The organism is Xanthomonas sp. CFBP 8152, assembly GCF_014199025.1.
In the GTDB taxonomy this organism is placed as follows: Bacteria; Pseudomonadota; Gammaproteobacteria; order Xanthomonadales; family Xanthomonadaceae; genus Xanthomonas; species Xanthomonas arboricola_B.
In genome coordinates this window covers 367,532-393,708 of the sequence record NZ_JACHNO010000001.1, presented here as the reverse complement: position 1 = coordinate 393,708, position 26,177 = coordinate 367,532, and the positions used below count along the sequence as shown (strand labels likewise).

Sequence of the window (26,177 nt, the reverse complement as noted above, 5' to 3'; positions counted from 1 at the left end):
TATGGCGGCTGGCAGCCGCAGCAGGCATACTGCGCGCCCGGAGCCGCCCAGCGGCTTTGCGCAGGCGCCGCCCACGGCGCACCCCACATTCAGTATCGAGATGACGGCCAGCGACCTTTCGGTGTTGCGCTGCCTTTTCATTCCCTGCAGCGCAACCGCCTGATGGCGGGCGCGCCGCAACGACGGCCTGGCAGCGCCGTCCATGTTGTCGCCGGCGCGCGCGCCGGGTCCGCCCCTTCGACACCGATTGGCTGGTCTATACCACTGGACGGCTCAACATTGCCGGATCCGCGCGGATGAGCACCTCGCATCAGGTGCACGGCATGGGCCTGGAGTTGGCGCTGCCGGACTGGCCGGTGTTGACCGCCGACGAAATCCATCGCGTGCTGCAGCACTTTCCCGCTCCTGGCGGTGGCGAACTGATTCGCTGGCATAGTGCGCGCCCGTTTTCCGCCGCCGCCTGCGTGGACACCGCCAACGGCACGGTCATCGTCAAGCGGCATCACCGCAGCGTGCGCAATGTGGCTGCGGTGCGCGAAGAGCACCGGTTCATGGCGCATCTGCGCTGGGCCGGGGCACCGGTGGTCGAGGTGCTGCACGATGCCGCGGGCCGCACCGCCCTGGCCGATGCGGACTGGGTCTACGAAGTGCAGCGCGCAGGTATCGGCCAGGACCTGTACCGGGATGCCTTGTCGTGGACGCCCTTCACCTCCGCCACGCATGCGTGGGCGGCAGGTGCCGCGCTGGCCCGCCTGCACCTGGCAGCGCAGGGATTCGATGCGCCGCCACGCCAAAGCAGCGTGCTGGTGGCCAACCTGGCCCTGTTCGCGCAGGCCGACCCGATCCGGGCGGTGGAACAGGCATTGCTGTCGCGCCCCGGCCTGGCCGCCGATTTTCAGGACCGGCCCTGGCGCCGCGACCTGACCGACCACCTGCTGCCCTGGCACGCCCGGGCATGGCCGGTGCTGTCGGCGCCCGGTGCCCTGCCGCCGCTGTGGACGCATGGCGACTGGCATGCCTCCAACCTGCTGTGGCGCACGCACGACGATGGGGCCATCGCGGTCAGCGCGGTGTTCGACTTCGGCCTGTGCGACCGCAGCTTTGCGATGTTCGACCTGGCCACGGCAATCGAACGCACTCTGATCCCATGGTTGAACCTGGATGCAGGGCAGCGCGCGCAGCCGCAGCTGGAGCAACTCGACGCCTTGCTGGACGGCTACGCCCGGCACTGCGCGCTGGACGCCGCGCAGCTAAGGCAGCTGGCCGCCTTGCTGCCGATCGTGCATGCCGACTTCGCACTGAGCGAGATCGACTACTTCGCCGGCATCACCCGCTCGGCCGACAACGCCGACATCGCCTACCACCGTTACCTGCTCGGCCATGCGGACTGGTTTGCCAGCGCCGATGGCCAGTGTCTGCTCAATCACCTGCGCGCGCGCGCGCGCCGGTTGCCATGAGCGTTCTTCCTTCTCCTTTTCGAGCCCTGCGCATGCACCTGTCCGCCCCTCTGCCCCACCGCCGCCCGCTTGCGCTTGCACTTGCACTTGCGCTGTGTGTCGCCACGCCTGCACTCGCGCAGCAACACCCCGGTGCCGAGGCGGTCGAACTGGATGCGGTCAACGTGCGTGGCGAACACGCCGACGCCAGCACGGCCTTGACCGGCTTCGGCGCCACGCGGCTGCTGGATGCCCCGGCCTCGATCGCGGTGATCGATCGCCAGCAATTGCTCGACCGTCAGGCTCGCGTGCTCAGCGAGGTATTGCGTGCCGATGCCTCCGCCGGCGATGCCTATGCCCCGATCGGCTACTACGAAAATTTCGTCGTGCGCGGCTATTCGCTCAACGCCGCCAACAGTTACCGCATCAATGGCCTGAGCGCAGTGGGCGAACAATCCATCGCACTGGAAAACAAGCAGCAGGTGCAGATCCTCAAGGGCCTGGCCGGGCTGCAATCGGGCGTCAACGAACCGGCCGGGCTGATCGACTACCGCACCAAGCGGCCCGAGCACGTGCGCAGCGTGACCCTGGGCACCGACGAACAAGGCTCGCGCTATGTCGCCGCCGACCTGGGCGACTGGTTCGGTGCCGAGCGCAGCCTGGGCCTGCGCGTCAACGCAGCGCGCGAAGACATCAACAGCTATGTCGAGCACGCCGACGGCTATCGCAATTTCCTGTCGCTGGCCGGCGACTGGAAGATCAGCCCGCAATCGCTGCTGCAGCTGGATGTGGAGTATCAGCATCGGCAGCAACGCTCGGTGCCGGGTTATCAGCTCCTGGACGGCACCCAGGTGCCGCGCGCTATCGATGTGCATCGCCTGCTCGGCTACCAGCCGTGGTCGCGGCCGGTGGAGATGGATTCGCTCAATGCGCAGCTGCGCTACGCCTACCAGTTCAACGACGACTGGCGCGCTACCGCTGAAGCGTCACGCAGCCGCTCGGTGATCAACGATTTCTCCGCGTTCGCCTGGGGCTGTTATGGCGCGGCCAGTTGCGCCGACAGCGTCACCCCGAATTTCTTCAGCGCGCAAGGCGAGTACGACGTCTACGACTACCGCAGCCCCGACGACACCCGCGTGCACGATCAACTGCGCGCCACGCTGGAAGGCCGTGTGCTCACCGGCGCGCTGGATCACCGCCTGAGCATCGGCGGCGACTGGCTACGCCGCACCATCGATCGTTTCGGTTCGGTCAACGAATTCGTCGGCAGCGGCAGCATCGACCGCGACCCCGCAGTGTTTGCACAGACCGACGTCGCCCTGGACCCGAAGCAACGCCGCCTGGACAGCCGTCAACGTGCGTTGGTATTGGCCGACCGGATCGGTCTTGGGTCGCAATGGGAGCTGTCGCTGGGCGCGCGTTACGTGCGCCTGGACGAGCGCAGCTTCGACCGCGATGGCGTGCTGGAGCGACGCACGCGCAAGGACACGCTGCTGCCGCAGGCCGCGCTGCTGTTCAAACCGCAGCAGCAGGTATCGCTGTACGCCAGCTACGCCAAGAGCCTGGCCGCCGGCGGTACCGCCCCGTGGTTTGCCGACAACGCCGATGAGATCCTGCCCCCGACCAATGCCTACCAGCTGGAGACCGGCGCCAAATTCGAGCTCGACAGCCTGCGTCTGGGCGCGGCGCTGTTCGACATCCGCCAGGCCTACCAGTTCACCCAGCCGCAGGCCGATGGCGGCCTGCGCTATGTGCAACAGGGCCGCCTGCACAACCGCGGCCTGGAGTTGTCGGCCGATGGCGCGGCCACCGCGCAGCTGCGCATCTTCGCCAGCGTCGCGGCGATCCGCGGACGCGCCGAAGACACCGACATTGCCGAGTACGAAGGCCACCAGGCCATCAACGTGCCCAAGCTGCGCGCCAGCCTGCAGGCCGACTACAGCGTGCCCGGCATCGATGGCCTGGCGCTGCTGGCAGGCATGCGATACAGCGGGCGCAAGTTCGCCGACCGGCTCGGCAACGCCAGCGTGCCGGCCTACACGGTGGCCAACCTGGGCGCGCGTTACGCCACTGCACTGGGCGGGCTGGCCACCACCTGGCGCTTGAACGTGGACAACGTGTTCGACAAGCGCTACTGGCGCGATAGCGGCGAATACCAGGGCGATGCGTACCTGTTCCCGGGTGCGCCGCGTACGGCGCGTCTGACCGTGCAGGTGGACTTCTAAACGCGGCCGATGCGGCCATGCGATCCGCTGACGCATGAGCTGCACGGGTTACGCGACAGCGGTGCTGCGCGGGCCGAGTGCGCTGCAGGTATCGGCTACAGGCAGTGAACGCGCTCGGCCTGCTCGCACGGTCGCGTTGAACTGTTCTGCGTCCCAGCCCCCGATCCATCGTCCATCAGACATCCTCCCCAGACCTTCCATGTCATTGCTCGAATCCATCGCCGTCGTGATCAACCTGCTCGGTGTCTGGCTGACCGCGCGGCGCATTCGATGGTGCTGGCCGGTCGGCATCGTGGCGGTGGCGCTGTATGCCTGGCTGTTCTACCAGTGGAAGCTGTACTCGGACATGTTGCTGCAAGGCGTCTACGTGCTGACCCAGCTGTACGGCTGGTGGCAGTGGCAGCGCGGGATGGCCGCGCGCGCACGCATTCGCCCGTTGCCGATGCCGCAGGCGGAGCTGTGGATCTCGCTGTGCAGCGGCGCCGTGTTCGCCACCGCGCTCGGTGCCTACATGCATCACCGTACCGATGCCGCACTGCCGTGGCTGGACGCGGCGCTGGCCAGCTTCAGCCTGGTCGCCAGCGTCTGGGCCGCACGCAAACGCATTGCCAACTGGATACTGTGGATCGTGCTCGATTGCGTCTACGTGGGCGTGTTCGTCAGCAAGGGGCTGTACCCCACCGCACTGCTGTATGCAGGCTTCGTGCTGCTGGCGCTGTATGGATGGCGCAGCTGGAAAACCCAACAGCAGCAGAACCCGGCCGGCCTTGCCTGAGCCGCCTGCGGTTTGCGGGCGCGTTCTTCTTTACCATCGCAACATGCATCTCTTTCATCACACTGTCTTGCACATGCGCGGCTTCCGTCATCGGTGGATCGCCGCATGAGCGTGTCGCGCCAACACGCCATCACCGAAATCGTCTCGTCGCAGATCGCCGCCGGCGAATGGGGCCCCGATCAGCGCCTGCCGGTGGAGCGCGAGCTTGCCGAACGCTTCGGCTGCACCCGCATCACCTTGCGTGAGGCCCTGCAGCAACTGGAAGCGCAGGGCCGCATCTATCGCGAGAACCGGCGCGGCTGGTTCGTCAGCGCGCCGCGCGTGCGCTACGACCCCACCAGCATCGCCGGCTTCATGCAGTACGTGGCGGCGCAAGGACGCAGACCGCGCACCGAGCTGTTGAGTGCCACCCGTCAGGCAGCGGGGGCCGCCTACGCGGCGGCGCTACGGCTGGAGACGCCGTACGAGCAGGTCTTCGTGCTGCAACGCCGGCGCTGGATCGACCGCCGCGCGGTACTGCTGGAAACCAACGTGGTGCTGGCCGCCTGGGCACCGGGCCTGCTGGAGCACGACCTGGCCGGCTCGCTGTCGAGCGTGTTCAACCAGAAACTCGGGCTGTTCCTGAGCCGCGCGCAATTGTCGATGCATCCGGCCGGGCTGGACGCCACGCAAGCCCTGTTGCTGCAGTCCACCACCGGCACACCCTGCTTCCGGCTGCAGCGGATCAGCTTCGCCGAAGACAACCGCGCGGTGGAGCTGGATATCGAATCCTGGCGCCACGATGCACTGGATGTGGTGGTACGGACCGAGGCACCGATGCGGTCGGCTTCTTGAGCGGCTAACAAGACTACGTCACGTCAGTCACTGCACTGCGGCCTGGCTGCAGGGGCCCTTGCCCGCCCACCATCGCAGGACACGCTGCAAGTACGTCCTTGTAAGCTCTTACGCGACGGTGGGCGGGCAAGGACCAGTCAAGATGGTCGGTGTGCATGTTTTCAACAAAGCAACCGACTCACTCTCTGGTGCGGTGTCCTCGCCGATTGCGGGACCGTGTGGCGGCATGGATGCCGCCACCGAGCCCCCAGGGACGGGTTCACGGCGTGTCCCGCGAGCGCTGAGGGCACCGCGCCCTCGACCCACTCGGCGTTTGACCTGGACGTCCGATAGCATCCACCAACATACGGCCGACAAAGCCACTTCACTCAGCGCACGGCGAGCAGTCGTCAGGTTGCATAGGACAGCGCTCAAGAACTGCACTGTACGAGTCCACCGAACACCTGCTGCGCCCGCCTGACGGTGAGCATGCCGCGTTAGCAGCTGTTCTACGCGTCAAATAGCCTGCGTTGTGGATCCGGCGGCGGTAAATCGGCTAGCAGCTGCGAGAGTTGATCGCGCTGCGCACGTAGCGGGTCGTGCATCAGGAAGTTGGCCAGGCGTGCGTGCCAGGCCGGCCAGCGTGTGGCCAATGCATCCATGTCGCCGTCGGCGGGGCGGCCTTCGTGCGGCGAGGCGACAAAGGCGGTGTCGCACAGCACGTTGCGCCAGCCCAGGCCAGCCATGCGCAGGCTCAGGTCCACCAGTGCCGCATACCAGGAGCCATAGCTGCTGGCGTCCAGGCCGCCGGCCTTGCGCCGCGCGCTGCCGCGCAGCAGCACCGCGTGGCCGATTGCCGACGGCAGTTCCGGATGCAGTGGCGGCATCGCTGCACATGCAGCGGCAAGCCGCTCCGGTGCGGCAGGCATCGGATTGAGTTCGCCCAGGCGTGGCCAGCTGCAGGCTTCGCCCACATTGCTCCACGGGGTGGCGGTGGCGATCGCCGCATCGCGCGCAAAGCAGGCGTCGAGCTGATTCAACCAACCCGGCAGCGGGCAGGCATCCACACCCAGCACCACCACATCGGCATCGCCGCAGCCGCTGAGCATTTCGTCCAGATGGGGCACTTCGCCGAGCATGCGCTGACGCCGGGTGTGATGCGCCTGCAGGTGCGTACGCGCCAACCAGTGCGCGATCACCGCGCGGCCACGCGGGCCGGCCTGCGCGTCGTCGGCCAGCCACACGCGCGTGCCGGCGGGCGTGGCGGCATCCAGTGCGCCCAGGCAGGCATCCAGGGCCTCGTCGTCGGTGCCGACCGGCACCAGCACGACGGGCAATGCCGCACTCATTGCGGCTTCTGGCTGGGTTTCAGCGGCTCCATGGCCTTGAACTTCTGACCGTATTCGTCGGTGAGATTGCGCGCTTCCTGCGGGTTGCGCACGATCGACGGGGTGATCAACACGATGACTTCGCGGCGACGAGAATCTTTGGTCTTTGTCCCGAACAGAGCGCCGACCACCGGCAATTTACTCAGGAATGGCACACCGTCGCTACCGTCAGTTGTGCTGTCGTCGATCAAGCCCGCCAACATGATGGTGTCACCACTCTGCACGGCTGCTTCTGTCTTGACGCGACGCGTGTTGATATCGACATTGCAGGCAGCCGCATTGACTGTTGCTGTCGCAGAAAGACAAGCAGCAGGGCGATTCTCTGGACTACTGACCTCCTGCACGATATCTAGAAAGACCATGCCGTCTTTAGTGACGCGTGGCCGTACTTTCAGGATCACACCGGTGTCGATGTATTGCACCGAAGAGAAGCTGCTGTCGCTACCAAGCCCGGTATTGATGGACGTCGAATTGATGGCAATACGCGAACCGACATTGAGCGTCGCTTCGGCATTGTTGCGCACAAACACAGAAGGCGTCTGCAGCAGGCGAACGTTAGTTACTTGATCGAGCGCAGTGATAATCGCAGCAGCGTTTTTCCCTAGAAAACTCCAAGCAACCCCTCCACTACCGACTTTCCCGGCGATGTCACCCCAGATGTTACGTCCCGCTGCATTTGCAAGACCAGCTCCCAGACCGATGCCCGTTCCATTGGTCAGACCGCCATCGGTCGCGGTTGCCGGTGCATTTACTGCATTTTCAAAATACCAGTTAACGCCGTAACTCAGCGCACCGGTCAAATTCACCTCGGCCACCTGCGCTTCGATATGCACCTGCATCGGCATCACATCGAGCTTTTCGATGACGTCGCGGATCGAACTCCACGACTGCGGGGTGGCGCGCACCAGCAAGGTATTGGTTTCGGCTACTGCCGACACGCCGACCTTGTCGCCTTCCACTTCCAGCGTCACCGCGCCATTGCCGTTGCTGCGCGGCGACAGCTGCAGGCTGCCGTTGCCCAGTCCGCCGCTGCTGCTGCCACTGCCACTGCTGCCGCCGAAGCTGCTGCCGGAGGAGCTGCCATCGCTGCTCTCGCCGATGCTGCCGCCGGTGGTGCCCGAGCTGCCGCCCATGCTGCTGTCGCGGTTACCCAGGGCGCCTCCGAGCACGCTGGTTTCCGAGCCCGGGGCCAGCGATGCGTTGGAGTCGTTGTTGTTGCCGCGCCCGCCGAACACTTCCGACAGGCGGTCGGCCAGGTCCTTGGCCTTGATGTATTTCAACTCGTACGAGAACAGCCGCACGCCGCCGCCGGCGCTGTCGATGCGGTCCAGCCACTGCTGGATCTGGTCCAGGTAGCGCGGCTGCGGGGTGATCACCAGCACCGCGTTGGCGTTTTCCAGCGGCATGAAACGGAACATGCCGGCGCTGGGCGTCTTGCTCTGCTCGCCGAACACCTTTTCCAGATCGGCCGAGACCTTTTCGGCCTTGCCGGACTGGATCGGGAACACGCCCACCGACATGCCCGACAGCCAGTCCACGTCGAAGATCTGCACGGTGCGCAGGTAGTTTTCCAGCTCGGCGCGGGTGCCGCCCAGGGTGATCACGTTGCGCGACGGATCGGTGCCGACGATGGCGTTCGGGCGCGCATAGGGCTCGAGCACCTTCTTCATTTCGCTGGCGGAGATGAACTTCAACGGCACCACGCGCACTTCGAAACCGCGCGCGGCCGAGGGCGATGCGGTGCTGGGCGCGACGGTGCCGGCCAGCGCCTGGTCGGCCGGCACGATGTTGTAGCGGCCACCGCTGAACACCATGCGTGCGTTGTTCCAGCCCAGCACCATTTCCAGCAGGTTCAAGGCCTGCGCCGGCGAGACCGGATTGGGCGTGGCCAGGGTCACGGTGCCCTGCACGCCGGGGGCAATGACGTAGTTCTGCCCGAGCATGTCGCCCAGGATCGCCTTGACCACCGCCTGCACCGACTCGCCTTCGAAGTTGAAGGTGGCGCTGCCGCTGCTGGCCATGCCCAGCGTCGGTGCCGGCGCGCCCGCCGCGCTCTGGTTGATCATGGTGCCGCTGCCACGCCGGATCACCGGGGTGGGCTTGGCGCTGGCGTTGCCCTCGGCGCGTTGCTCGGCGCCGGTCTGGGTGGCGCCGGCAGCGCCGACTTGCGGGTCCAGGCGCGCGTTTCGGCGCACGTCCGGCGGCGGAGTGGTGGCGCAACCGGCCAGCAGGCCGATCAGCAGGGACACGGGAAACAGGCGCTGCGTCATGCGTTCACTCATTGGGTCTGACCGGGGGTAGAGCCGCTCTGGCGCTGCTGTTGCAGCTGGCGGCGTCGGGCTTCGATACGTTCGCGGATGGCGCGCATCTGATCATCGGAGGGGCGTGGGGCTTCCTGGGCGCCATCGCTACGCTGCGGCGGCGCCGTCGGCGGTGCCTGCCCACCGGGCTGCTGTGGCGGCGTGGCGGGCTGGGTCTGCGGCGGCTGCGCCGGCGCGACCGCGGCGGCATCGGGCGACGGTAACGGCGGAATGGCGCCGCCAGCGCCGCGCGCGCCCGCATTGGCGGTGGGCGGTTGCCCGCCCAGGCCGTTGAACACGTGCAGCTCCAGTGTCTGCGTGCCGCCGGGGCCTTCGATGGTTGCGCTGCGCGGCTGCAGGGCGAGCAGGCGCCAGCCCTTGACCGCCTCGCCGCCCAGCTGCACCCGCACCGAATCCTGCGGGTCCAGCGTCAGCGTGGCCATCTTGAAGTTGTCCGTCAGCAGCACGCCGGTCAGGCGCACCGTCGAGGCGGCGCTGCTGCCCTCGTTACCGGACAGGAAGAACGGATGCGGCAGGCGGTCTTCGGCGAAGGCCGGATGCGCGGCGATCTCCGAATACTTTTCGAACGCTCCCAGCCGTTCCGGTGCCGGTGCCGGCAGGGTGGGCAGGCGCTGCACCAGTGCCGGGTCGTCCGGCAGCAGCTCCACGCGCTTGCCCAGCCCGGCCACGGCCAGCACGCACACCAGCAGTGCCCAGCCGACCACGGTGGCCAGCAGCCAGGTGCGCAGTCCGATCATGTCAAGGCGCATTGCTGGCCTCCGCGGCGTCGGCTGCGGTGGGCGCCGCGTCGGTGTTCAACGGCGCGGCGCTGGCGCCGGGGCGCAGGTAGCCGGCCAGTTCGAAGGCGATATCCAGGCCGTTGCCGCTTTCGTTGGGCGAGAGTTGGTAGCGCTGCGCCATCACGTTGAGGTTGTCCACGAACAGGCGCGGGGTGCCGTTTTCCAGGCTGTACAACACCGAGGCCAGCTCCGGGGTGCCGCAGCGCAGGCGCACCTGCACCGCGACGCGGGTGAAGCGGTCCTTGCTTTCCGGCTGCAGCGGCGAGCGGTTGCTGATCGCGCAGCTGCGGTTGCCGGGGCTGGCTTCCACCACGGCGCGTTCCAGCCGCTGCACCAGGCCGGCCGATGCCAGTTCGGCCGAGGTTTCCGGCAGGAAGCCCGGGCGGCTTTCCAGCGTCTGGCGTGCCTGACGTAGCCGTTTGCTGACTTCCGGTGCCTGCTGCAGCTGCACGCGCACGCGCAGCTCGCGCTCACGCAGCGCTTGCAGGTCGTCCTGCACTGCGATCATCGGCTGGGTGAACCAGGGGTGCACCAGCACCAGATAGGCCACGCCGATCACCAGCAACAGCAGGCCCAAAGCGATCCAGCGATCGCGCTTAACGCTGCGTGGCATCGGCCGCCTCCTTGGCATCGGGGCCGGCCAGTTCGGCGGTGATGGTGAAGCGGTCGACGTTGCGACCGGCATCGCTCTGCAGCACGCCGGTCAGCGAGGGCGTGCGCCACAGCGGCGAGCCTTCCAGGCGCCGCACCAGCGAGGAGGCTTCGTTGCTCAGACCGATCAACTGCAGTTGCCCGCCTTCGACCGAGAATTTTTCCAGATAGGTGCCGCCCGGCAGACGCCGGCTCAGCTCGTCCCAGATTTCCACCGAGGTGGGGCGGGTGGCGCGCTGCTGCTGGAAGAAGTTGGCCCCTTCGACCAGATCCAGCAATTGCTGGCGTTCGGCGGCGACCTGGCGCGCGCGCGCGGCGTTGGCCTGCACCTTGGCACGCAAGTCGTCGGCGGCCTGGCGGCGGTTGTCCAGCAGCAGCCAGCCGGCCACGGCCAGCAGCACCAGTGCGGCGGCAGCGAGCAGCAGATTCCAGCGCTGCATCGGGTCGCTGCGCCGCAGCCGCCGCGCCGGCGGCAGCAGGTTCACGCCCAAGGGCAGGCCCTGCGCGTCGGCGACATCGATGCCGGACAGGGCGCTGGCCCATGCGTCGGGCACGCCGGCCGGGCCATCGATCATGCGCCGCGGCACCACCACCAGTTCGGCATCGAGCTGGCCGTCTTCGCGCACATCCAGCACGCGCGCATCGAAGTACACCTGGTCGGCAGTGAACGGGGTTTGCCGGTCGATCTCGAAGCGCGCCACATCCTGCAGCCGCGCCGCCGCCGCCGCGGGCAGGCGCAACGGACGACGCAAGGCATGCGCGGCCGGCAGCAGCCAATGCCGTGGCAGGCCTTCCAGCGCGGTCGGCAGCAAGGCATGGACTTCCTGCGGCTGCACCGGCCACGGCAGGCTGGCGATGGCCTCGCTGCTGTGATCGCGCTGACGCAGCAACTGCAGCGCAGATCCGTCGGGCTGCAACAACAGCCGCGACGGCGACAGGCCCAACTGCCATTGCCAGCGCTGCGGCAGCCAGGCCAGCAGCGATTGTTGCCACCAACGCCAGAAGCCTCCGGCTCCCGGCATGGCGCGTACGCCGATACGACCCAAGGTGTCCCGCCATGCGGTCATTGCACTGCTGCTCCCTCTTCCCAACGCAACACGGTATAAGCCGACCCGGGTAATGCGGACGCACTGGTGGAGACCACCGCCCGCAACACAGCCTCGCGTCCCTGACTCAGTCGCGCCCGGCTCTCGATACTATAAGTGTCCGACCCACCGACCGTCGCCTCGCTGCCCGGCAAACCCGGCGGCGCGTCACGCTGGGCCAGCAGTTGCCGCGCATCCAGGCCCATCGCGGTCAGCACCGGGCCCGGCGCAAAGCGCGCTTCGGGGCGCGAGCGTCCGCTGTACAGGGTGAGGTTGGGCAACAGCTTGCGATACAGCTCGCCATCCATTCCCAGCACCAGGCGCAACTCGCCCAGCGTTTCGAACGGGCCGTCCTTGGCACCGTACGGCAATCCGGCATCGGCATAATCGCGATCTTCCGCGCCACCGCCGGGCTGGCTGAGCGAATCGCCATCGCGCCAGTCGACGATCGCGCCGGCAATGCGGGTATCGCGGCCCTGCTCGCCAACGACCGCGCGTACCAGGCCGGCCAGCAGCGCGGGCTCGGCCATGTTCAAGTCCACCTTGCCGCTTTCGTCGGTAATGCGGATCTCCACCGTGGCATCGTCCATCTGCCAACGATAGCGCCGGCCGTCTGCAAGCCAGCGTGCCTGGGTGTCGGTGCTTTGCAGGCGGGACAATGCGTATTCCAGCCCGGAGCGCGCGTACTCCTGCGCCTGCGCGCCGTTGCGCAGCATGCTGCCCTGCAGCGCTTCCACCCGCGCGGTCAGCGCGAATGCGCCGATCATCGCGGTGAGCAGCGCAATCAGCCACAGCACCAATACCAGCGCGGCACCGCGCATCGCGCTCATTGCCCCGCTCCCGGGTTGCTGGATTGCGGCAAGGCCACCACCAGCGGCGGCCAGGCGGCACCGCCGCTACGGATCTCGATGCGCACCAGCAGCGGCAGACGGTCGTGCCATTCCCACTGCGGCAACCACGCGCTCAGGCGGCCACTCTGCGGATCCATGCCGCGATACCGAAAGCTCACCTGCTGCACGTCTTCGGCAAGTGTTTCCGGCGGCAGCGTGGCGCCCTCTTCGATCGACTTGCCCGATTGCAGCATGGTCAACGCGATCCGCAGCGTGCGCTGTTCGCCTTCGCCGGCCACCGACAGGTCATGCAGGTACGGCCCGCCGCGGCCAAGGTAATCCGGCACATCGGCGGCAAAACGCATGCGCTGCGGCTCGCCGATGAACAGCATCGGCTGCTGGCTTTGCGGGTCGATGCCCATCGCGATCGGCAGTGCCGCCGCCAGCCGCCGGCGCAGGAATTCTTCCACCGCACGCACGCGCTCGCTGCGCTGGGCGATCGCCTCGCCGCGCTGGCTCACCGCACTGGCAGAGCGCAAGGTGGCAAATGCCAATGCCAGCCCGCCGACCAGCAACATCGTCGCCAGCAATACTTCGATCAAGGTGAAACCGGCACTGCGCGAGCGACTCATGGCGCGCTGCCCGGCTGCGCCGCAGCCACCAGCCGCAAGGTGCGCCACTGCAGCACCTGATTGGGCTGCTCGCCCCAGCGCACCACCAGGGTCAGCTGCAGCAACGTGTGCGCGCCGGGGGATACCGGCGCCTGCGGATTGCGTCGTGGCTCGTCGTACGGGCGCACATCCATCGACCAGCGGAAATGCCCGTCTTCGAACGTGCCTTGCTGCTGCTCGGGCACCAGCGGCTTGTCCATGCCCTGCGCCGCCAGCAACGACTGCGCATGCAAGGTGGCGCGCGTGCTCTCGTCGGCCGCGCGCACCTGACGCGCGGCACCGGACAGCGATCCCAGCAACAGGCTCAACGCCAGCGCCAGCAACGCAAAGGCGACGATCACCTCGATCAGGCTGTAACCGCGCTGTCGCTTCATGGCGCCGGCGTCCGCAACTGCCCGGAACGCACTTCGCCGGTGATCCAGCCCACATCCACACGCCAGGTCGCGTCCTTGACGCGCAGATCGATGCGCCCGCCGGTGGAGGCGCCATCGGGGAAGAACTGAATGGCGCCCTGATCCTGCCGCGACTGCACCTGCCGCGCGCCGGTGAAGCGCACTTCCAGCGACGACGGCAGATCGCCGTGATGGCCGCCGGGCGCTTCCCAGCGGCGCTGCTGCGGGTCGATCAGAAAGCGCTGCGGCGTGCCGGTGGCAATCGCCTGGGTACGCGTATAGCGCAGCTGCGAGGCGATCGCCTTGCCTGCAGTGCGCAGGCGCATGCCGTCGATCCCGCCGTTGAGCGCTGCGGCGGCCAATACGCCGGCCATCGCGATCAGGGCGATCACCAGCAACATCTCCAGCAACGAACTGCCACGCGTGCGTGTACGACCAGGGCCGACCACTCCATGCGGATGACGCAACGGCTGACACGCAACGCGCATGACGAACGGCTTATTGGTACTTGATGTCCGCGTCGTAACTGCTGCCGCCGGGGCGGCCGTCCTTGCCCAGGCTGATCAGATCGAACGGCTGGCCATCGCCGGGCACGCGGTATTCGATGGTGTGACCCCACGGGTCGTTCAATTCGACCGGCTTGGCGTACGGGCCGAGCCAGCCGCTGCTGCCGCCCGGCTGGGTCACCAGATCATCGAGCTTGCTCGGCAACTTTCCGGTGTCGAGCTGGAAATTCTCGATCTTGCCGGCCAGGGTCTGGATCTGCGACTTGGCCAGATTGGCCTTGCCGCGATCGGCACCACCGAGCACCCGGCTACCGACCAGGGTGAGCACCGCGCCGATCAGCACGATGACGATGATGATTTCCAGCAGGCTCATGCCGGCCTGGCCTGCACGCGATGGACTACGGGTGATGGAGCGCTTGATCATGAACGATTTCCTTGCACGTCGATGAAGGTTGCTGCCGCCAGAAGATGACACGGCGGGCGTTGCAATGGTTCCCGCACGCATGTCGCGCGGTCGCCGGGAAGTTGTTGAGAATCCGACGCCACGTTATCCGATGGCATTGGTCAGGTCATACAGCGGTACCAGCACGGAAATGATGACAAGCCCCACCACCGAGGCCAGCACCAGCGTGATCAACGGCACCAGCGCGGCCAGCGCGCGGTCGATGGCCTGCGCGGTTTCGAGCTCGAAGGTGTCGGCAGTCTTGAGCAGCATCGTGTCCAGGGCGCCCGATTCTTCGCCGACCTGGATCATCTGCAGGGCCAGCCGCGGGAAGCGCTTGCCGCGTGCCAGCGACATCGCCAGGCCATGGCCGTTCTTGACGTCGTCGGCCGCGGCGTCGACATCCTCGACCAGCGCCAGGTTGGACATCACATTGCGCGCAATGCCGATCGCCGCCAGCAACGGCACGCCGTTGCGCAGCAAGGTGCCCAGGGTGCGCGTCAGCCGTGCGGTTTCCAGACGCGCGATCAGGCTGCCGACCACTTTCTGCCGCAGCAACCACTCGTCCAGCGCGGCACGGAACGCGGCATTGCGGCGTTTGCGATCCAGCCACAGCCCCAGCACGCCCGGCACCACGATCAGCACCAGCCACCAGTCGCGCACCAGCAGTCCCACGCTCAATACCGCCTGGGTGAACCACGGCAAGGCCACATCCAGGCTTTCGTACATCTGCGCGAACTGCGGCACCACATAGCCAAGCAGGAACAGCAACGCGCAGCCGACCACCGCCAGCAGGATCGCCGGATAGATCAATGCGTTGATCACCTTGCCGCGCAGTGCGCGGCTGCGCTCCAGATAATCGGCCAGGCGCTGCAGCGTGTCCTGCATGCTGCCGCCGGCTTCGCCCGCGCGCACCATGTTGATGTAGAGCTTGGAAAACAGCCCGTGCTGGCGCTCCAGCGCCGAGGACAGCGGCGCGCCGCCACGCACGGTGTCGCGTACATCGCCGATCACGCGCCGGCTTTTGTCGTCTTCGGGCAGATCCATCAGGATCGACAACGCGCGATCCAGCGGCTGGCCGGCACCGATCAGCGTGGACAACTGCTGGGTGAACTGCACCAACGCGGCGTTGTCGAACGGCTTCTTGCGCAACAGCATGCGCAGCGACGGCGAATCGTTCTCGCCGGTCGCCAGGCGCGTTTCTACCGGCAGGTGGCCCTGCTCCTGCAGGCGCAGCGCGACGTCCGCGTCGCTGGCCGCTTCCATCTGGCCATCTAGCATTTCGCCATGGGCGTCGAGCGCTTTGTAGCGGTACAGGGGCATCAGGCGGGAAGGCCGGGGTTGGGGAATCGGGAATCGGGAATCGGTAAAAGTGCGATGCCGCGCTGCGTTGGCGCGACTGGGCGCAGCCGTGCGCGTGCGCGGCGCATTGCCGGGACCTTGCTCTGCTTATCTTCCGATCCTGAGCATCCGATGCTCGCTGTGGCTCCGTTGACTCTCACGCATCCTCCGTAACGCGCAGCACTTCTTCGATGGTGGTTTCGCCGCGCAAGGCCTTGGACAGGCCGTCCTCGTACATGGTGCGCATGCCGGCCTTGCGGGCCAGTTGTTCGATCTCGCCCATGCCGGCGCGGCGCATCACCGCGCGCCGCAACTCGTCGTTCATCACCAGGAATTCGACGATGGTGGTGCGGCCAAGATAACCGGTCGGCGCAGCGGCCGACGCGCGCGGGCGGTACAGATAGATCTCGCCGTCCGGTTGCAGCCGGCGCAGGTTGAAGCGTTCGACCTCTTCCGGCGATGCCAGGTAGCGCTCGGCGTTGGCCAGGTCGAGCTTGCGCACCAGGCGCTGCGCCAGAATGCCGTTGATGGTGGAGGTGAGCAGATAGTCTTCCACGCCCATGTCGAGCAGACGGGTGATGCCGCCGGCCGCGTTGTTGGTGTGCAGCGTGGACAGCACCAGATGGCCGGTGAGCGCGGACTGGATCGCGATGCGCGCGGTTTCCAGATCGCGCATTTCGCCGATCATGATGATGTCCGGATCCTGACGCACGATGCTGCGCAACGCGTTGGCAAAATCCAGCCCGATCTGCGGCTTGGCCTGGATCTGGTTGATGCCTTCGATCTGGTATTCCACCGGGTCTTCGACAGTGATGATTTTCACGTCCGAGGTGTTGAGCTGGCTCAACGCGGTGTACAGCGTGGTGGTCTTGCCCGAACCGGTCGGGCCGGTCACCAGCATGATGCCGTGCGGTTGCTCCAGCACCTTGCGAAACTGCGGCAGAAACTCTTCGGTGAAGCCGAGCTTGTAGAAGTCGAACACCACCGTTTCGCGATCGAGCAGGCGCATCACCACGCTCTCGCCGTGCGCGGTGGGCACGGTGCTGACACGCAGATCCAGCTCCTTGCCCTGCACGCGCAGCATGATGCGGCCGTCCTGCGGCAGCCGGCGTTCGGCGATGTTGAGCTTGGCCATGATCTTGATGCGGCTGATCACCGCAGCGGTGAGCTTGGCCGGCGGGCTTTCGCCTTCCACCAGCACGCCGTCCACGCGGTAACGCACCTTGAGCCGGCTTTCGAACGGTTCGATATGGATGTCCGATGCGCGCAGTTCCACCGCGTGCTGGATCACCAGATTCACCAGCCGGATCACCGGCGCTTCGGACGCCAGGTCGCGCAGCGCTTCGATATCGTCGCTGCTGTTGGCATCGCCATCGGCGGTTTCCACGATGGTGCCCATCGCGCTACGGCCCTGGCCGTACCAGCGTTCGATCAGATCGTCGATTTCCGAGCGCAGACCGACCTGCAGAAACAGCGGGCAGCCGGTCGCAAGCCGCACCGCATCGATCGCGTAATCGTCGTAGGGATCGGCGATCCACAACTCAAGCCGGCCATCGCGTTCGCCGACCGGGCATAGATGAAATTGTTTGAGGAAGCGCAGCGACAGTCCCTGCACTTCCGGCAGCATTTCCGGTGGGGTATCGCCGAGCTGGCGTGCATCCACCAGCGGCAGACCCAGCACATCGGCGCAGGTCTCCGCATGATCGCGTTCGGATACCAGGCCCAGACGGCCCAGCAAGGCCAGCAGGCCCATACCGGATTCGGTCTGCAACTGGCGCGCGCGCAGCAGATCGGTGTCTTTCAGACGACGGCGTTCAAGCAGCGCTTCGACGATGCGTGTCTCCGCACTGCGATGCTCAATTGGATCGACGGCAACCGCGTTCACACTCGTCTCCACTGGTCCGGCGCCGACTGTAGCAGTTTGCCGCGACGATCAACCGCACGCATCTGAATCGTCCTGAAAAACGATGCCCCCGGTGATTGGCCGGGGGCATCGGTCACACTATGGGACGGCTTACTGTCGTGCGACGAGCGTCAGCTTCGCGTAGTCGGCAGCGCCCACCAACTTGATGTAGTAGGTGCCTGCCTTGGGGGCGGTGAAACGCACGGTTTCGCTGTTACCCGGGCGGGTCGACTTGGCGTCGTAACTGGTCGCGCCGGGTTCGGCTTCATAGCTGACATACACCGACACATCGCCGGTGCCGCCGTAGGTCATGAAGCTGAGCACGGCACCGGCCTTGGCCTGGAAACTGTACAGCGTGGAGCTGCCACCGGCACCGCTCAGGCCGGTCAGCGGAGCCTTGTTGGTCAAGGCGATCGCGGTCGGCGCGCAGCTCTGGGTGGCCGGATCGCACGGCTCCACCAGCACCGCTTCCAGCGCGGCCTTGGCATCGACGATGCCGCTGCCGATCGGGGTGCTGGCCGGCGGCGTCACCGGGAAGCGGCGGCTAGTCTGCTTGAGCAGAGCTTCCACTGCGGCCGGGGTCAGCGGGCCATCGCCAAGACCGATCGCCGCGCTCTGCACCAGGGCGACGACACCGGCCACGTGCGGCGATGCCATCGAGGTGCCACCCAAGCCCATATAGGTATAGGTTCCCGAAGTCGGCGTGGTCGCACCGGTGTAGCCGGCCTGCCAGATGTAACCGCCCGGGTTGCCGTCCACGCTGCCGCCGCCGCCCGGGCCGGACAGGTCGACCTTGCTGCCGTAGTTGGAGTAGTAGGTGATGCCGCCGGTGATGCGCGTGGCACCCACGGTGATGGTGTTGTTGCAGCTGGCGGGCGAATGGTTGGCCGCATCTTCGCCGCTGTTGCCGGCCGCCACCACCACCGTGGTGCCGCGCGCGACCGCGCCGTTGATCGCCAGCTGGGTGGCCGAATCGCAGGGCTCGCCGCCGCCCAGGCTCATGTTGATCACCTCGGCCGGGTTGGTATTGGCCGGCACGCCAGCGACCGTGCCGCCGGAGGCCCAGACGATCGCATCGGCGATGTCGGAGGTGTAGCCGCCGCAACGGCCGAGCACGCGCACCGGCAGGATGGTCGCCTTCGGCGCCACGCCAGCCATGCCCACGCCGTTATTGGTCGCCTCGGCCACGGTGCCCGAGACGTGGGTGCCGTGCCAGGAGCTCTCCTGTGCCACCGAGCCGTCATAGCAGACGTTGTCGGCCTCTTCCCAGTCGCCGTAATCCAGCGCGCCCGGCACGCGGGCATCGGTGGGACGACGCGAGACTTCGGCATCGGTGATGAAGTCGTAACCCTGCAGCAGGTTGCCGGCAAAGTCGGGATGGCCCGGCAGGATGCCGGTATCCAGCACTGCCACCACCACGCCCGCGCCCTGCGACAGATCCCAAGCGGCCGGCGCATTGATGCCGCCGTTGGGGTTGCTCAGATGCCACTGGTACTGCGCGTACAGCGGGTCATTGGGGACCAGTTGCGGGGTCACGTCGGTGGCGGCGACGCTCTTCTTGATGTCGACCGGGCGCAGCATGCGATCGATCTGCACGTCGGCCACGGACGGGTCGTTCTTGAGCTCGACCACCACCTTGTCCACCTGTGCGGTAGTCAGCGTGCTGGACAGCTTGATCAGGTCCGAGCCGATGCCGAGCTTGCGCACATACGTCGCCTTGGCGGCGGCTGCGCTGCTACGTGCGCCGGTGCTGGCACCGACACGGCCGACTGCGGCCTGCACCGCGCTCAGCTTGCTGGCGCGATCGGTCGCAGCAGCCGTGTTGTCGTTGTAGCGCACGATCAGGCGGCTACTGAACGTAGCGCCGGCCGATGCTGCCTGGGTCGGTTCCTTGACCAGCAGTTTCGGGGCAGCAGCGAGCGTGCCCGATGCACCCAGGGCCATCATCAAGATGGCGCCGGTCAGCGGGGAGAGACGGAAATTCTTGTCGATCACGGTGAAATCCTCTTCGTGTTTTTCGTCGATCAGCTGGGAGCGGCTTCCGAACTGCTGCGCAACTGCAATGCAGCGCGCTGCGTTCGATCAGCCACTCCTGGTAAGGCCATCACTCCATCGAATCCGTTGGCCGGCCCAGCCACGGTCCTTGCCCGCCCCCTCAGGCCTTGCTCTGGCGCGGCGGCGCACGGTGGCGCCGCCGCGTGTCATGCAGCAGCGCATTACCAGCCGAAGCCGGCACCCACACCGATCGAACTGTCGTCGCCGCTGAGCGCGCCGCCCACCGTCAGGGTGGCGCGCGGGCTGATCGCACGCTGGTAGCCCACCGACAACGCCGATTCGCCGTTCTGGAAACCAACGCCGGCACCGACGCGGTTCTGCGTGGCGATGCCACCGACGCTGGCGGCCATGTTCAACATCGCCGAGCTCATCGCACCCTGACGATCCAGGCGACGGTTCTGCCGGCGTAGACGCTCTTCGATGTCGCCCTGGTAGGTCTCGAAACTGTCGGCCATCGCGTTGTAGCGGCTGTCGGTATAGCTGTTGGCCGCGGCAACGCCGTTGTCCAGCTGGCCCTTGTTGACCGCATCGGTGGCACGCGTGCCGGCGGCCACATTGGCCACCTGACGCTCGCCACCGACGCTGCCCACCGACACCGTGTTGGCACGATCGGCGACCGAGCCCTGACCCAGGGCGACCGCACCTTGCGCACTGGTACGTGCGCCCTGGCCGATCGCCGTGCCGGAGGCCGCACTGACCTGCGCGCCTTCGCCCATCGCCACCGCATTGGTCGCCACTGCGGCGATCTGCGTATTGGCGCCAACTGCGGTGCTGCCATCGGCATCGACGCGTGCGTTGCTGCCGATCGCAGTGTCGTTGGGGCCATGCGCATACGCGCTGCCGCCGATCGCAGTGCCGGTCACGTGGTTGGCCACTGCGGCGGTGCCCACGGCAGTGGAGCTTGCGGCCGGGGTGATGCTGCCGACCACTGCGGCGGTCGGCGTGCCCTGCACGCTTGCGCCGGTGTCGGCAACGGCGTTGCTCGATGCGCTCACTGCGCTCGTGGCAACCGCAGGTACCGCTGCAGTGCGCAGCGACACCGTACGTGCCGCCGTGCTGGCGGTTGCGGCACCACCGCGTGCATCCAGCTCGGTGACCTTGCTGTCCAACGCGGTCAATGCCGCACCGACGTTGTTGTAGCTGGCGCCCTGGATCACGTAGGTCGGCGCGACGAACACGCCTTGCGCACCGATCGCCGCGCCACCGCCGAGGAAGCTGGCGGCATTGCTCAACGACTGGAACAGCTGGCCGCCGTTGATCGCATCGGTACTGGCACTGGCAATCGCACCACTGCCGACATTGACGATGCGACGCGTGGCCGGGCCGCCGCGGCCGTCGCCGCTACCGACCGAGACCACGTTGGCGTCATAGGTACGCGAGCCCGAGCCCAACGCCACCGAGTCGGCACCACTGGCACCGGCATTGGCACCCAGCGCCACCGCGTTGGCACCGCTCTGGCGCACGAAGGAGTTGTAGCCCAGCGCCACGCCGTTTTCGCCGATGGCATTGGTCTGCCGGCCCATCGCGGTGCTGTTCACGCCGCTGGCGCTGCTGTCCACACCCAGGGCGCTGGCGCCGGTGGCCGAGGCGCGGCTGCCGGAGGCGATCGCCACGCTGCGTGCGCCGCTGGCGGTTGCGCCGGCGCCCGCCGCAGTGGCGCGATCACCGGTTGCGCTGGCCACCCCTTCACCGGTGGTTTGCACCATGCCGTTGGTGGTCTGCACATCGGCGGCCAGGGCATCCAGCTGGCCCTTGTTGACTGCATCGGTCGCCGCCTGGCCGTCGCTGACATTGACGATGCGCCGCGTGGCCGGGCCGCCGCGGCCATTGCCGCTGCCGATCGACACCGTGTCGGCTTCGTAGGTACGCGAACCCGAGCCCAGCGCCACCGAGTCGGCACCGGTCGCGCCGGCATTGGCGCCCAGGGCCACACCATTGACCGCGCTCTGACGCACGAACGAGTTGTAGCCCACCGATACCGCGTTCTCGCCGATCGCGTTAACCTGACGACCGACACCGGTGCTGTTGATGCCGCTCGCCGATGCATCCACACCGACGACGCTGGCACCGACTGCATCGGCGCGGCTGCCGCCACCCAGGGCCAGCGTGTTGTCGGTAAGTGCCGCCGCGCTCTGACCGAGCGCGGTGGCATTGACGCCGTCGGCATACGAGTTCCAGCCGATTGCGGTGGTGTAGTCGGCCGTGGCCCACGCACCCGCACCGAATGCAGCAGCACCGGTGCCGGAGGCACGCGCCGGGATGAAGCCGAAGAACGTGCTGCCGCCGACGGCCACGCTTTCTGCGCCGGTGGCCTCGCTGAATTCGCCGACGGCCACTGCACTTGCGCCGGAGGCCAGTGCGGCGGCACCCACGGCGGTGCTGTAGTCGCTGGACGCAACCGCGCCATAGCCCAGCGCCGACGACAGCCTGCCGCTGGATTCGCTGTAGCCACCGAAGGCTGCGCTGCCGACATTGGAAGCGGTACTGCGGAAACCTGCCGCCGTGGCCTGATTGTCCGACGCCACCGCTTCGCTGCCGAGCGCGGTCGCATAGGTCGAAATCGCCTGCGCGCCGGCACCGTTCGCGGTGGCGCCGACATCGCTGGCCAGGGCATCGCTGCCGACGGCGCTGCTGTTCTCGCCGGTGGCCTGGGCATTGTTGCCCACTGCCGCTGCGCCGATTCCGCTGGCCAGCGCACTCACGCCAACCGCCGTTGCGTTATCGACCACCGCCTGCGCACCGGCACCCAACGCCGTGGCGCCGGTACCGGTGGCATTGGCGCCCTCGCCTGCGGCCAGGGCGTTGTCGCCCTCGACGTAGGCGCCGGCATCGCTGTCATCGCTGCCGCTGGCCTGGAAGTACTTGCTGGTGGATTGCGCGGTTTCGGCAACGGCGTTGAGCTGGTCCAGATTCACCGCATCGGTGCCTTGGATACCGGCGGCCACGTTGGTGATCTGACGCTCGTTGCCGGCACTGCCTACCGAAACCGCAAAGTTGCGATCGGCCACCGAATCGGCGCCCAGGGCCACGCTGCTTTCGCCGGTGGATTCGGCAAAGTTGCCGAGCGCGGTGCTGTTGAGGCCCGGTGCCCATGCCGCGCCGCCGAGCGCGGTGGAGAAGTCGCCGGAGGCTTCGGTCGGCAACAGGCCGAGCAGGGCGCCACCCACCGACACGCTGTTGTAGCCGCTGGCCACGCTGCCCTGGCCGGCGGCAACGCTGTAGTCGCCGGTTGCGGTGGCATCGCCACCCACGGCCACGGTATTGGAGCCGCTGGCGGTGCTGAAATTGCCCAGCGCGGTGCTGTTGAAGCCGGTCGCACTGGAATAGCCGCCCAAGGCGGTGGAGTAGTTGGAGGTGGCCTCGGCACCGAAGCCGAACGCGGCCGCGCTGGTGCCATCGGCCACGCTTTCTGCGCCGACTGCAGTGGCCGACTCGCCACTGGCGCTGGCGAAATAGCCCACCGCGGTGGTTTCGCTGCCATCGGCCACGCTCAACGTGCCGGCGGCCAGGGAACCATCGCCATAGGCACCTGCCGCCGCACCCAGTGCGGTGCTTTGCGCGCCGGCGGCTTCGCTCTCGCCACCCACGGCCACGGCGTAATCTCCGCTGGCCTGACTGAAGGCGCCGTTGGCAATGCTGCCGTAGCCGCTGGCAGCGGCGTTGTAACCGGCCGCAGTGGCGTACTGCGCGGTGGCGCTGGCACCGCTGCCGAGGGCGACGGTGCCGATTGCGGTGGCCTGGCTGCTGGAACCGAACGCGCTGCTGTAATCGCCGTCCGCAGTGGCGTTGGAGCCGGCCGCGGTGGCGTCCTCGCCCTGCGCGTCGGCCGTGCCGGTGCCGGTGCCGGCAAACAGACGCGCAGTGGTTTGTGCGGTTTCGCCGACTGCATTGAGCTGGTCCAGGTTCACCGCATCGGTGCCCTCGGTACCGGCGGCGACATTGGTGATCTGGCGCTCGCCGCCGACCGTGCCCACCGACACCGTGTTGGCGCGGTCGGCAACTGCACCGACGCCGAGCGCAACGCTGTTGTCGACCGAAATGCGCGCGCCGTCGCCGATCGCGATGCTGTCGGCGCCTTCGACGAAGGCCTCGGCGCCCAGTGCGATGCTGCGATCGCCATAGCCGACTGCTTGCGAGCCGATGGCGATCGCACGCCCACCGCCGGCATAGGCGTTATCGCCGATGGCCACCGAGACGCTGCCGCTGGCGGCCGAGGTGATGCCTACCGCGACGCTGCGCGCGCCGTAGGCCGTGCTTTCCGCACCCACGGCGGTGCTGGTATCGCCCCAGGCCACGCTGGCAAAGCCCAGCGCAGTGGATTCGAGACCATTGGCGATGCTTTCGAAACCGATTGCGGTACCGCCACGGCCATTGGCCACGCTGGTGCCGCCCACTGCAGTGCCATAGAAGCCCGATGCCGTGCTGTCGGCACCCACGGCGGTGGCATAGCGGTCGCTGGCAATGCTGTTGAAGCCGAGCGCGGTGGCATTGTTGACATTGGCAACCGCACCGCTGCCAACCGCAGTGGTGTTGACCGCTGACGCCACGCTGCTCGAACCCAGCGCCGTGCTGTAATCCTCATAAGCCGATGCATTGGAACCGGCCGCAACGCTGTCGATGCCCTCCGCAATCGCGGTGCCATCGCCGGTGGCCACGAACGTGCGCGCGGTGGTGGAAGCAACGTCGGACACTGCGGTGAGCTGATCGAGATTGACCGCATCGCTGCCTTCGGTACCGGCGGCGACGTTGGTGATCTGACGCTCGTCGCCCGCCGCACCCACCGACACGGTGTTGGCACGCGCGGCCACCGAGTTGGCGCCCAACGCAACCGAGTTGGCGCCGCGTGCGGTGCTGTAGTAACCCAGCGCCGTGCTCAGCTCACCGCTGGCCCAGGATTCCGGGCCGACTGCCGTGGCACCTTGGCCAGGCGCATAGGCGAAATAACCCACCGCGGTGGCTTCGGTGCCGGAGGCTTCGCTGAGCGTTCCCACTGCCGTGGTGTAGGTGCCCGATGCGATCGCACCGGCGCCGAGCGCGGTGGAGGCTTCGCCGCTGGCCTGGGTCTGCACGAAGAAACCCAGACCGGGAATGAAATCGACCGGACCACCGACAGCGGTGCTGCTGGTACCGCTGGCACTGGTCTGCGTGCCCACGGCGGTGGCGTAATCGCCTGCCGCATTGGCGACCGCACCGAACGCGGAAGACTGCGCACCGGCCGCATACGCACCGACGCCGAACGACGAGGCGGCAAATCCATCGGCATTGGCGCTGGCGCCGACTGCGGTCCCGCCGACGCCGGCGCTGGTGGCGCCGGTGGTGACGGGCACGCCGCCACTGGTGATCAACGGCTCGCCGTCTTCGTCCACTGCAGCACCGCCAACGGCCACGCTGCCGGGGCCGTTGGCCTGCGCGTTGTGGCCGAATGCCGCGCTGTTCTGCCCGGAGGCGAGCGCATTGGCGCCGACCGCAGTGGCATTGTCGGCCACCGCATTGGCACCGGTTCCCAGCGCCGTGGTCGCCGTGCCCACCGCATTGGCGGCATCGCCGGCAGCCAGCGCGCTATCGCCTTCGACATAGGCACCGACGCTGTCTTCGCCAGGGGTCGCCTTGAAGAACGTGGCCGTGTCTTCGGCCACATCGGCCACGTCGCGCAACTGCGCCACGTTGACCGCGTCGGTGGCGTTGATGCCGGCGCTGACGTTGGTGATGCGACGCGTGGCCGGGCCGCCGCGGCCATTGCCGCTGCCGACCGAAACCACATCGTCTTCGTGGGTGCGCGAGCCTGCGCCCAGCGCCACCGAGTTGGCACCTGTCACGCCGGCGTTGGCACCCAGCGCCACGCCGTTTTCGCCGCTCTGGCGTACGAAGCTGTTGTAGCCGATGGCCACCGCGTTCTCGCCGATCGCATTGGTCTGGCGTCCGATCGCGCTGCTGTTGACGCCGCTGGCGCTGCTGTCGGCACCGGTGGCGAGCGCGCCGGTCGCGCTGGCGCGACTGCCGCCGCCGATGGCGGTAGCGTTGGCGGCAGATGCCGACGCGCCGCGGCCGACTTCCACTGATTGCGCCATTGCAGAAAGGGGGATTGCGATGCCGGCGCTACCCAGCGCCAGGGCGATCGCGGCAACCAGGCAACGGCTCTGGCGGCGGTCGATGAATGCGGCGGTGCTCACTGCGCCCGGGCTGTCGCCGCTGGCCAACTCCGATGCCACGGCCCACACGCCTAACGATTTGTTCCAGACCTTGCGATAAATCCGATTCATCGACGCACTGCTCCTGAATGTTGGGACTGGTTTTTTGACGAACACCCACACCATCGCGAGGCCTTTTCGCCGCTGCGATCCCCCGTGGTGATTGGCGCCATGGGCCAAATGGCGGTGCGCGGGAAGCGGCACCCCGGGTAGTCAAAAAGTGAACGCTACCCAACCATAGAACTGAGCAAAGTGTTAACAGCCGTCAAATTGGGCGTCAAGTTTTTGACAGAAAGCGCAACCAAGCGTGCGCGCCATCACACTTCGACCTGCTTTTGTTCGTTTTTTGATAATTCTTTGGAAAACAGCGATCTAG

18 protein-coding genes are annotated in these 26,177 nt (G+C 67.3%); 4 read left to right on the top strand and 14 right to left on the bottom strand.

Features of this window, described 5'->3' with window-relative positions; translation table 11 throughout:
• The first annotated feature begins 296 nt into the window (after nt 1-296).
• From FHT09_RS01740 to FHT09_RS01725, 4 genes are all read left to right on the top strand, one after another.
• Nucleotides 297-1,457 (top strand): phosphotransferase, encoded by a 1,161-nt coding sequence (locus FHT09_RS01740; protein ID WP_184416831.1) that lies wholly within the window; start codon nt 297-299, stop codon nt 1,455-1,457.
• Between the two features lie 32 nt (nt 1,458-1,489).
• The gene (locus FHT09_RS01735; protein WP_184416829.1) at nt 1,490-3,661 is read left to right on the top strand and encodes a TonB-dependent receptor; all 2,172 of its coding nucleotides are present in this window, start codon (nt 1,490-1,492) and stop codon (nt 3,659-3,661) included.
• A gap of 199 nt (nt 3,662-3,860) precedes the next feature.
• A complete protein-coding gene (gene pnuC, locus FHT09_RS01730; protein WP_104607609.1) occupies nt 3,861-4,436 on the top strand; it encodes a nicotinamide riboside transporter PnuC in 576 nt (191 codons plus the stop codon).
• Nucleotides 4,437-4,541: 105 nt separating this feature from the next.
• On the top strand, nt 4,542-5,270 hold the full coding sequence (locus FHT09_RS01725) for a UTRA domain-containing protein (protein WP_184416827.1): 729 nt from the start codon (nt 4,542-4,544) through the stop codon (nt 5,268-5,270).
• A 488-nt stretch (nt 5,271-5,758) separates the two neighbouring features.
• On the opposite strand, the gene FHT09_RS01720 is transcribed toward FHT09_RS01725, so the two are convergent.
• From FHT09_RS01720 to FHT09_RS01655, 14 genes are all read right to left on the bottom strand, one after another.
• Nucleotides 5,759-6,598 carry a glycosyltransferase gene (locus FHT09_RS01720; RefSeq protein ID WP_104605873.1) on the bottom strand — a complete coding sequence of 280 codons (840 nt, stop codon included), beginning with the start codon at nt 6,596-6,598 and terminating at the stop codon, nt 5,759-5,761.
• Nucleotides 6,595-8,919, bottom strand: coding sequence for a type II secretion system secretin GspD (gene gspD, locus FHT09_RS01715; protein WP_104605874.1), 2,325 nt, complete (start codon nt 8,917-8,919; stop codon nt 6,595-6,597). Before gspD ends, FHT09_RS01720 begins: the two co-directional genes overlap by 4 nt.
• Entirely contained in the window at nt 8,916-9,707 is a 792-nt protein-coding gene (gene xpsN / locus FHT09_RS01710; protein WP_104605875.1) for a type II secretion system protein XpsN, read from the bottom strand. Before xpsN ends, gspD begins: the two co-directional genes overlap by 4 nt.
• Nucleotides 9,697-10,350, bottom strand: a complete 654-nt coding sequence (gspM, locus tag FHT09_RS01705; protein WP_104605876.1) for a type II secretion system protein GspM — start codon at nt 10,348-10,350, stop codon at nt 9,697-9,699. The genes xpsN and gspM overlap by 11 nt, the downstream gene beginning before the upstream one ends.
• Complete coding sequence (locus FHT09_RS01700) at nt 10,334-11,455, bottom strand: PilN domain-containing protein (RefSeq protein ID WP_104536303.1); 1,122 nt, start codon at nt 11,453-11,455, stop codon at nt 10,334-10,336. The genes gspM and FHT09_RS01700 overlap by 17 nt, the downstream gene beginning before the upstream one ends.
• Entirely contained in the window at nt 11,452-12,303 is an 852-nt protein-coding gene (locus FHT09_RS01695) for a type II secretion system protein GspK (protein ID WP_104605877.1), read from the bottom strand. Before FHT09_RS01695 ends, FHT09_RS01700 begins: the two co-directional genes overlap by 4 nt.
• On the bottom strand, nt 12,300-12,935 hold the full coding sequence (locus FHT09_RS01690) for a type II secretion system protein J (protein ID WP_104536304.1): 636 nt from the start codon (nt 12,933-12,935) through the stop codon (nt 12,300-12,302). Before FHT09_RS01690 ends, FHT09_RS01695 begins: the two co-directional genes overlap by 4 nt.
• Nucleotides 12,932-13,348: a prepilin-type N-terminal cleavage/methylation domain-containing protein gene (locus tag FHT09_RS01685; RefSeq protein ID WP_046344331.1), complete on the bottom strand. Its 417-nt coding sequence runs from the start codon at nt 13,346-13,348 to the stop codon at nt 12,932-12,934. The genes FHT09_RS01690 and FHT09_RS01685 overlap by 4 nt, the downstream gene beginning before the upstream one ends.
• Nucleotides 13,345-13,854, bottom strand: a complete 510-nt coding sequence (locus FHT09_RS01680) for a GspH/FimT family pseudopilin (protein ID WP_046344332.1) — start codon at nt 13,852-13,854, stop codon at nt 13,345-13,347. The genes FHT09_RS01685 and FHT09_RS01680 overlap by 4 nt, the downstream gene beginning before the upstream one ends.
• Nucleotides 13,855-13,864: 10 nt before the next feature.
• The gene (gspG, locus tag FHT09_RS01675) at nt 13,865-14,296 is read right to left on the bottom strand and encodes a type II secretion system major pseudopilin GspG (protein ID WP_104536305.1); all 432 of its coding nucleotides are present in this window, start codon (nt 14,294-14,296) and stop codon (nt 13,865-13,867) included.
• 123 nt (nt 14,297-14,419) lie between these two features.
• The gene (locus FHT09_RS01670; protein ID WP_039510376.1) at nt 14,420-15,637 is read right to left on the bottom strand and encodes a type II secretion system F family protein; all 1,218 of its coding nucleotides are present in this window, start codon (nt 15,635-15,637) and stop codon (nt 14,420-14,422) included.
• A gap of 175 nt (nt 15,638-15,812) precedes the next feature.
• On the bottom strand, nt 15,813-17,540 hold the full coding sequence (gene gspE, locus FHT09_RS01665) for a type II secretion system ATPase GspE (RefSeq protein ID WP_181141290.1): 1,728 nt from the start codon (nt 17,538-17,540) through the stop codon (nt 15,813-15,815).
• Nucleotides 17,541-17,669: 129 nt separating this feature from the next.
• Nucleotides 17,670-19,553, bottom strand: coding sequence for a diffusible signal factor-reguated S8 family serine peptidase (locus FHT09_RS01660; RefSeq protein ID WP_104605879.1), 1,884 nt, complete (start codon nt 19,551-19,553; stop codon nt 17,670-17,672).
• A gap of 221 nt (nt 19,554-19,774) precedes the next feature.
• Entirely contained in the window at nt 19,775-25,873 is a 6,099-nt protein-coding gene (locus FHT09_RS01655; RefSeq protein WP_104605880.1) for an ESPR-type extended signal peptide-containing protein, read from the bottom strand.
• Between the last annotated feature and the right edge of the window lie 304 nt (nt 25,874-26,177).

Bases quoted from the DNA above. Each gene is read 5' to 3' on its own strand.
- FHT09_RS01740 (WP_184416831.1), top strand. From the start codon at position 297: ATGAGCACCTCGCATCAGGTGCACGGCATGGGCCTGGAGTTGGCGCTG.
- FHT09_RS01735 (WP_184416829.1), top strand. From the start codon at position 1,490: ATGCACCTGTCCGCCCCTCTGCCCCACCGCCGCCCGCTTGCGCTTGCA.
- pnuC (WP_104607609.1), top strand. From the start codon at position 3,861: ATGTCATTGCTCGAATCCATCGCCGTCGTGATCAACCTGCTCGGTGTC.
- FHT09_RS01725 (WP_184416827.1), top strand. From the start codon at position 4,542: ATGAGCGTGTCGCGCCAACACGCCATCACCGAAATCGTCTCGTCGCAG.
- FHT09_RS01720 (WP_104605873.1), bottom strand. From the start codon at position 6,598: ATGAGTGCGGCATTGCCCGTCGTGCTGGTGCCGGTCGGCACCGACGAC.
- gspD (WP_104605874.1), bottom strand. From the start codon at position 8,919: ATGAGTGAACGCATGACGCAGCGCCTGTTTCCCGTGTCCCTGCTGATC.
- xpsN (WP_104605875.1), bottom strand. From the start codon at position 9,707: ATGCGCCTTGACATGATCGGACTGCGCACCTGGCTGCTGGCCACCGTG.
- gspM (WP_104605876.1), bottom strand. From the start codon at position 10,350: ATGCCACGCAGCGTTAAGCGCGATCGCTGGATCGCTTTGGGCCTGCTG.
- FHT09_RS01700 (WP_104536303.1), bottom strand. From the start codon at position 11,455: ATGACCGCATGGCGGGACACCTTGGGTCGTATCGGCGTACGCGCCATG.
- FHT09_RS01695 (WP_104605877.1), bottom strand. From the start codon at position 12,303: ATGAGCGCGATGCGCGGTGCCGCGCTGGTATTGGTGCTGTGGCTGATT.
- FHT09_RS01690 (WP_104536304.1), bottom strand. From the start codon at position 12,935: ATGAGTCGCTCGCGCAGTGCCGGTTTCACCTTGATCGAAGTATTGCTG.
- FHT09_RS01685 (WP_046344331.1), bottom strand. From the start codon at position 13,348: ATGAAGCGACAGCGCGGTTACAGCCTGATCGAGGTGATCGTCGCCTTT.
- FHT09_RS01680 (WP_046344332.1), bottom strand. From the start codon at position 13,854: ATGCGCGTTGCGTGTCAGCCGTTGCGTCATCCGCATGGAGTGGTCGGC.
- gspG (WP_104536305.1), bottom strand. From the start codon at position 14,296: ATGATCAAGCGCTCCATCACCCGTAGTCCATCGCGTGCAGGCCAGGCC.
- FHT09_RS01670 (WP_039510376.1), bottom strand. From the start codon at position 15,637: ATGCCCCTGTACCGCTACAAAGCGCTCGACGCCCATGGCGAAATGCTA.
- FHT09_RS01655 (WP_104605880.1), bottom strand. From the start codon at position 25,873: ATGAATCGGATTTATCGCAAGGTCTGGAACAAATCGTTAGGCGTGTGG.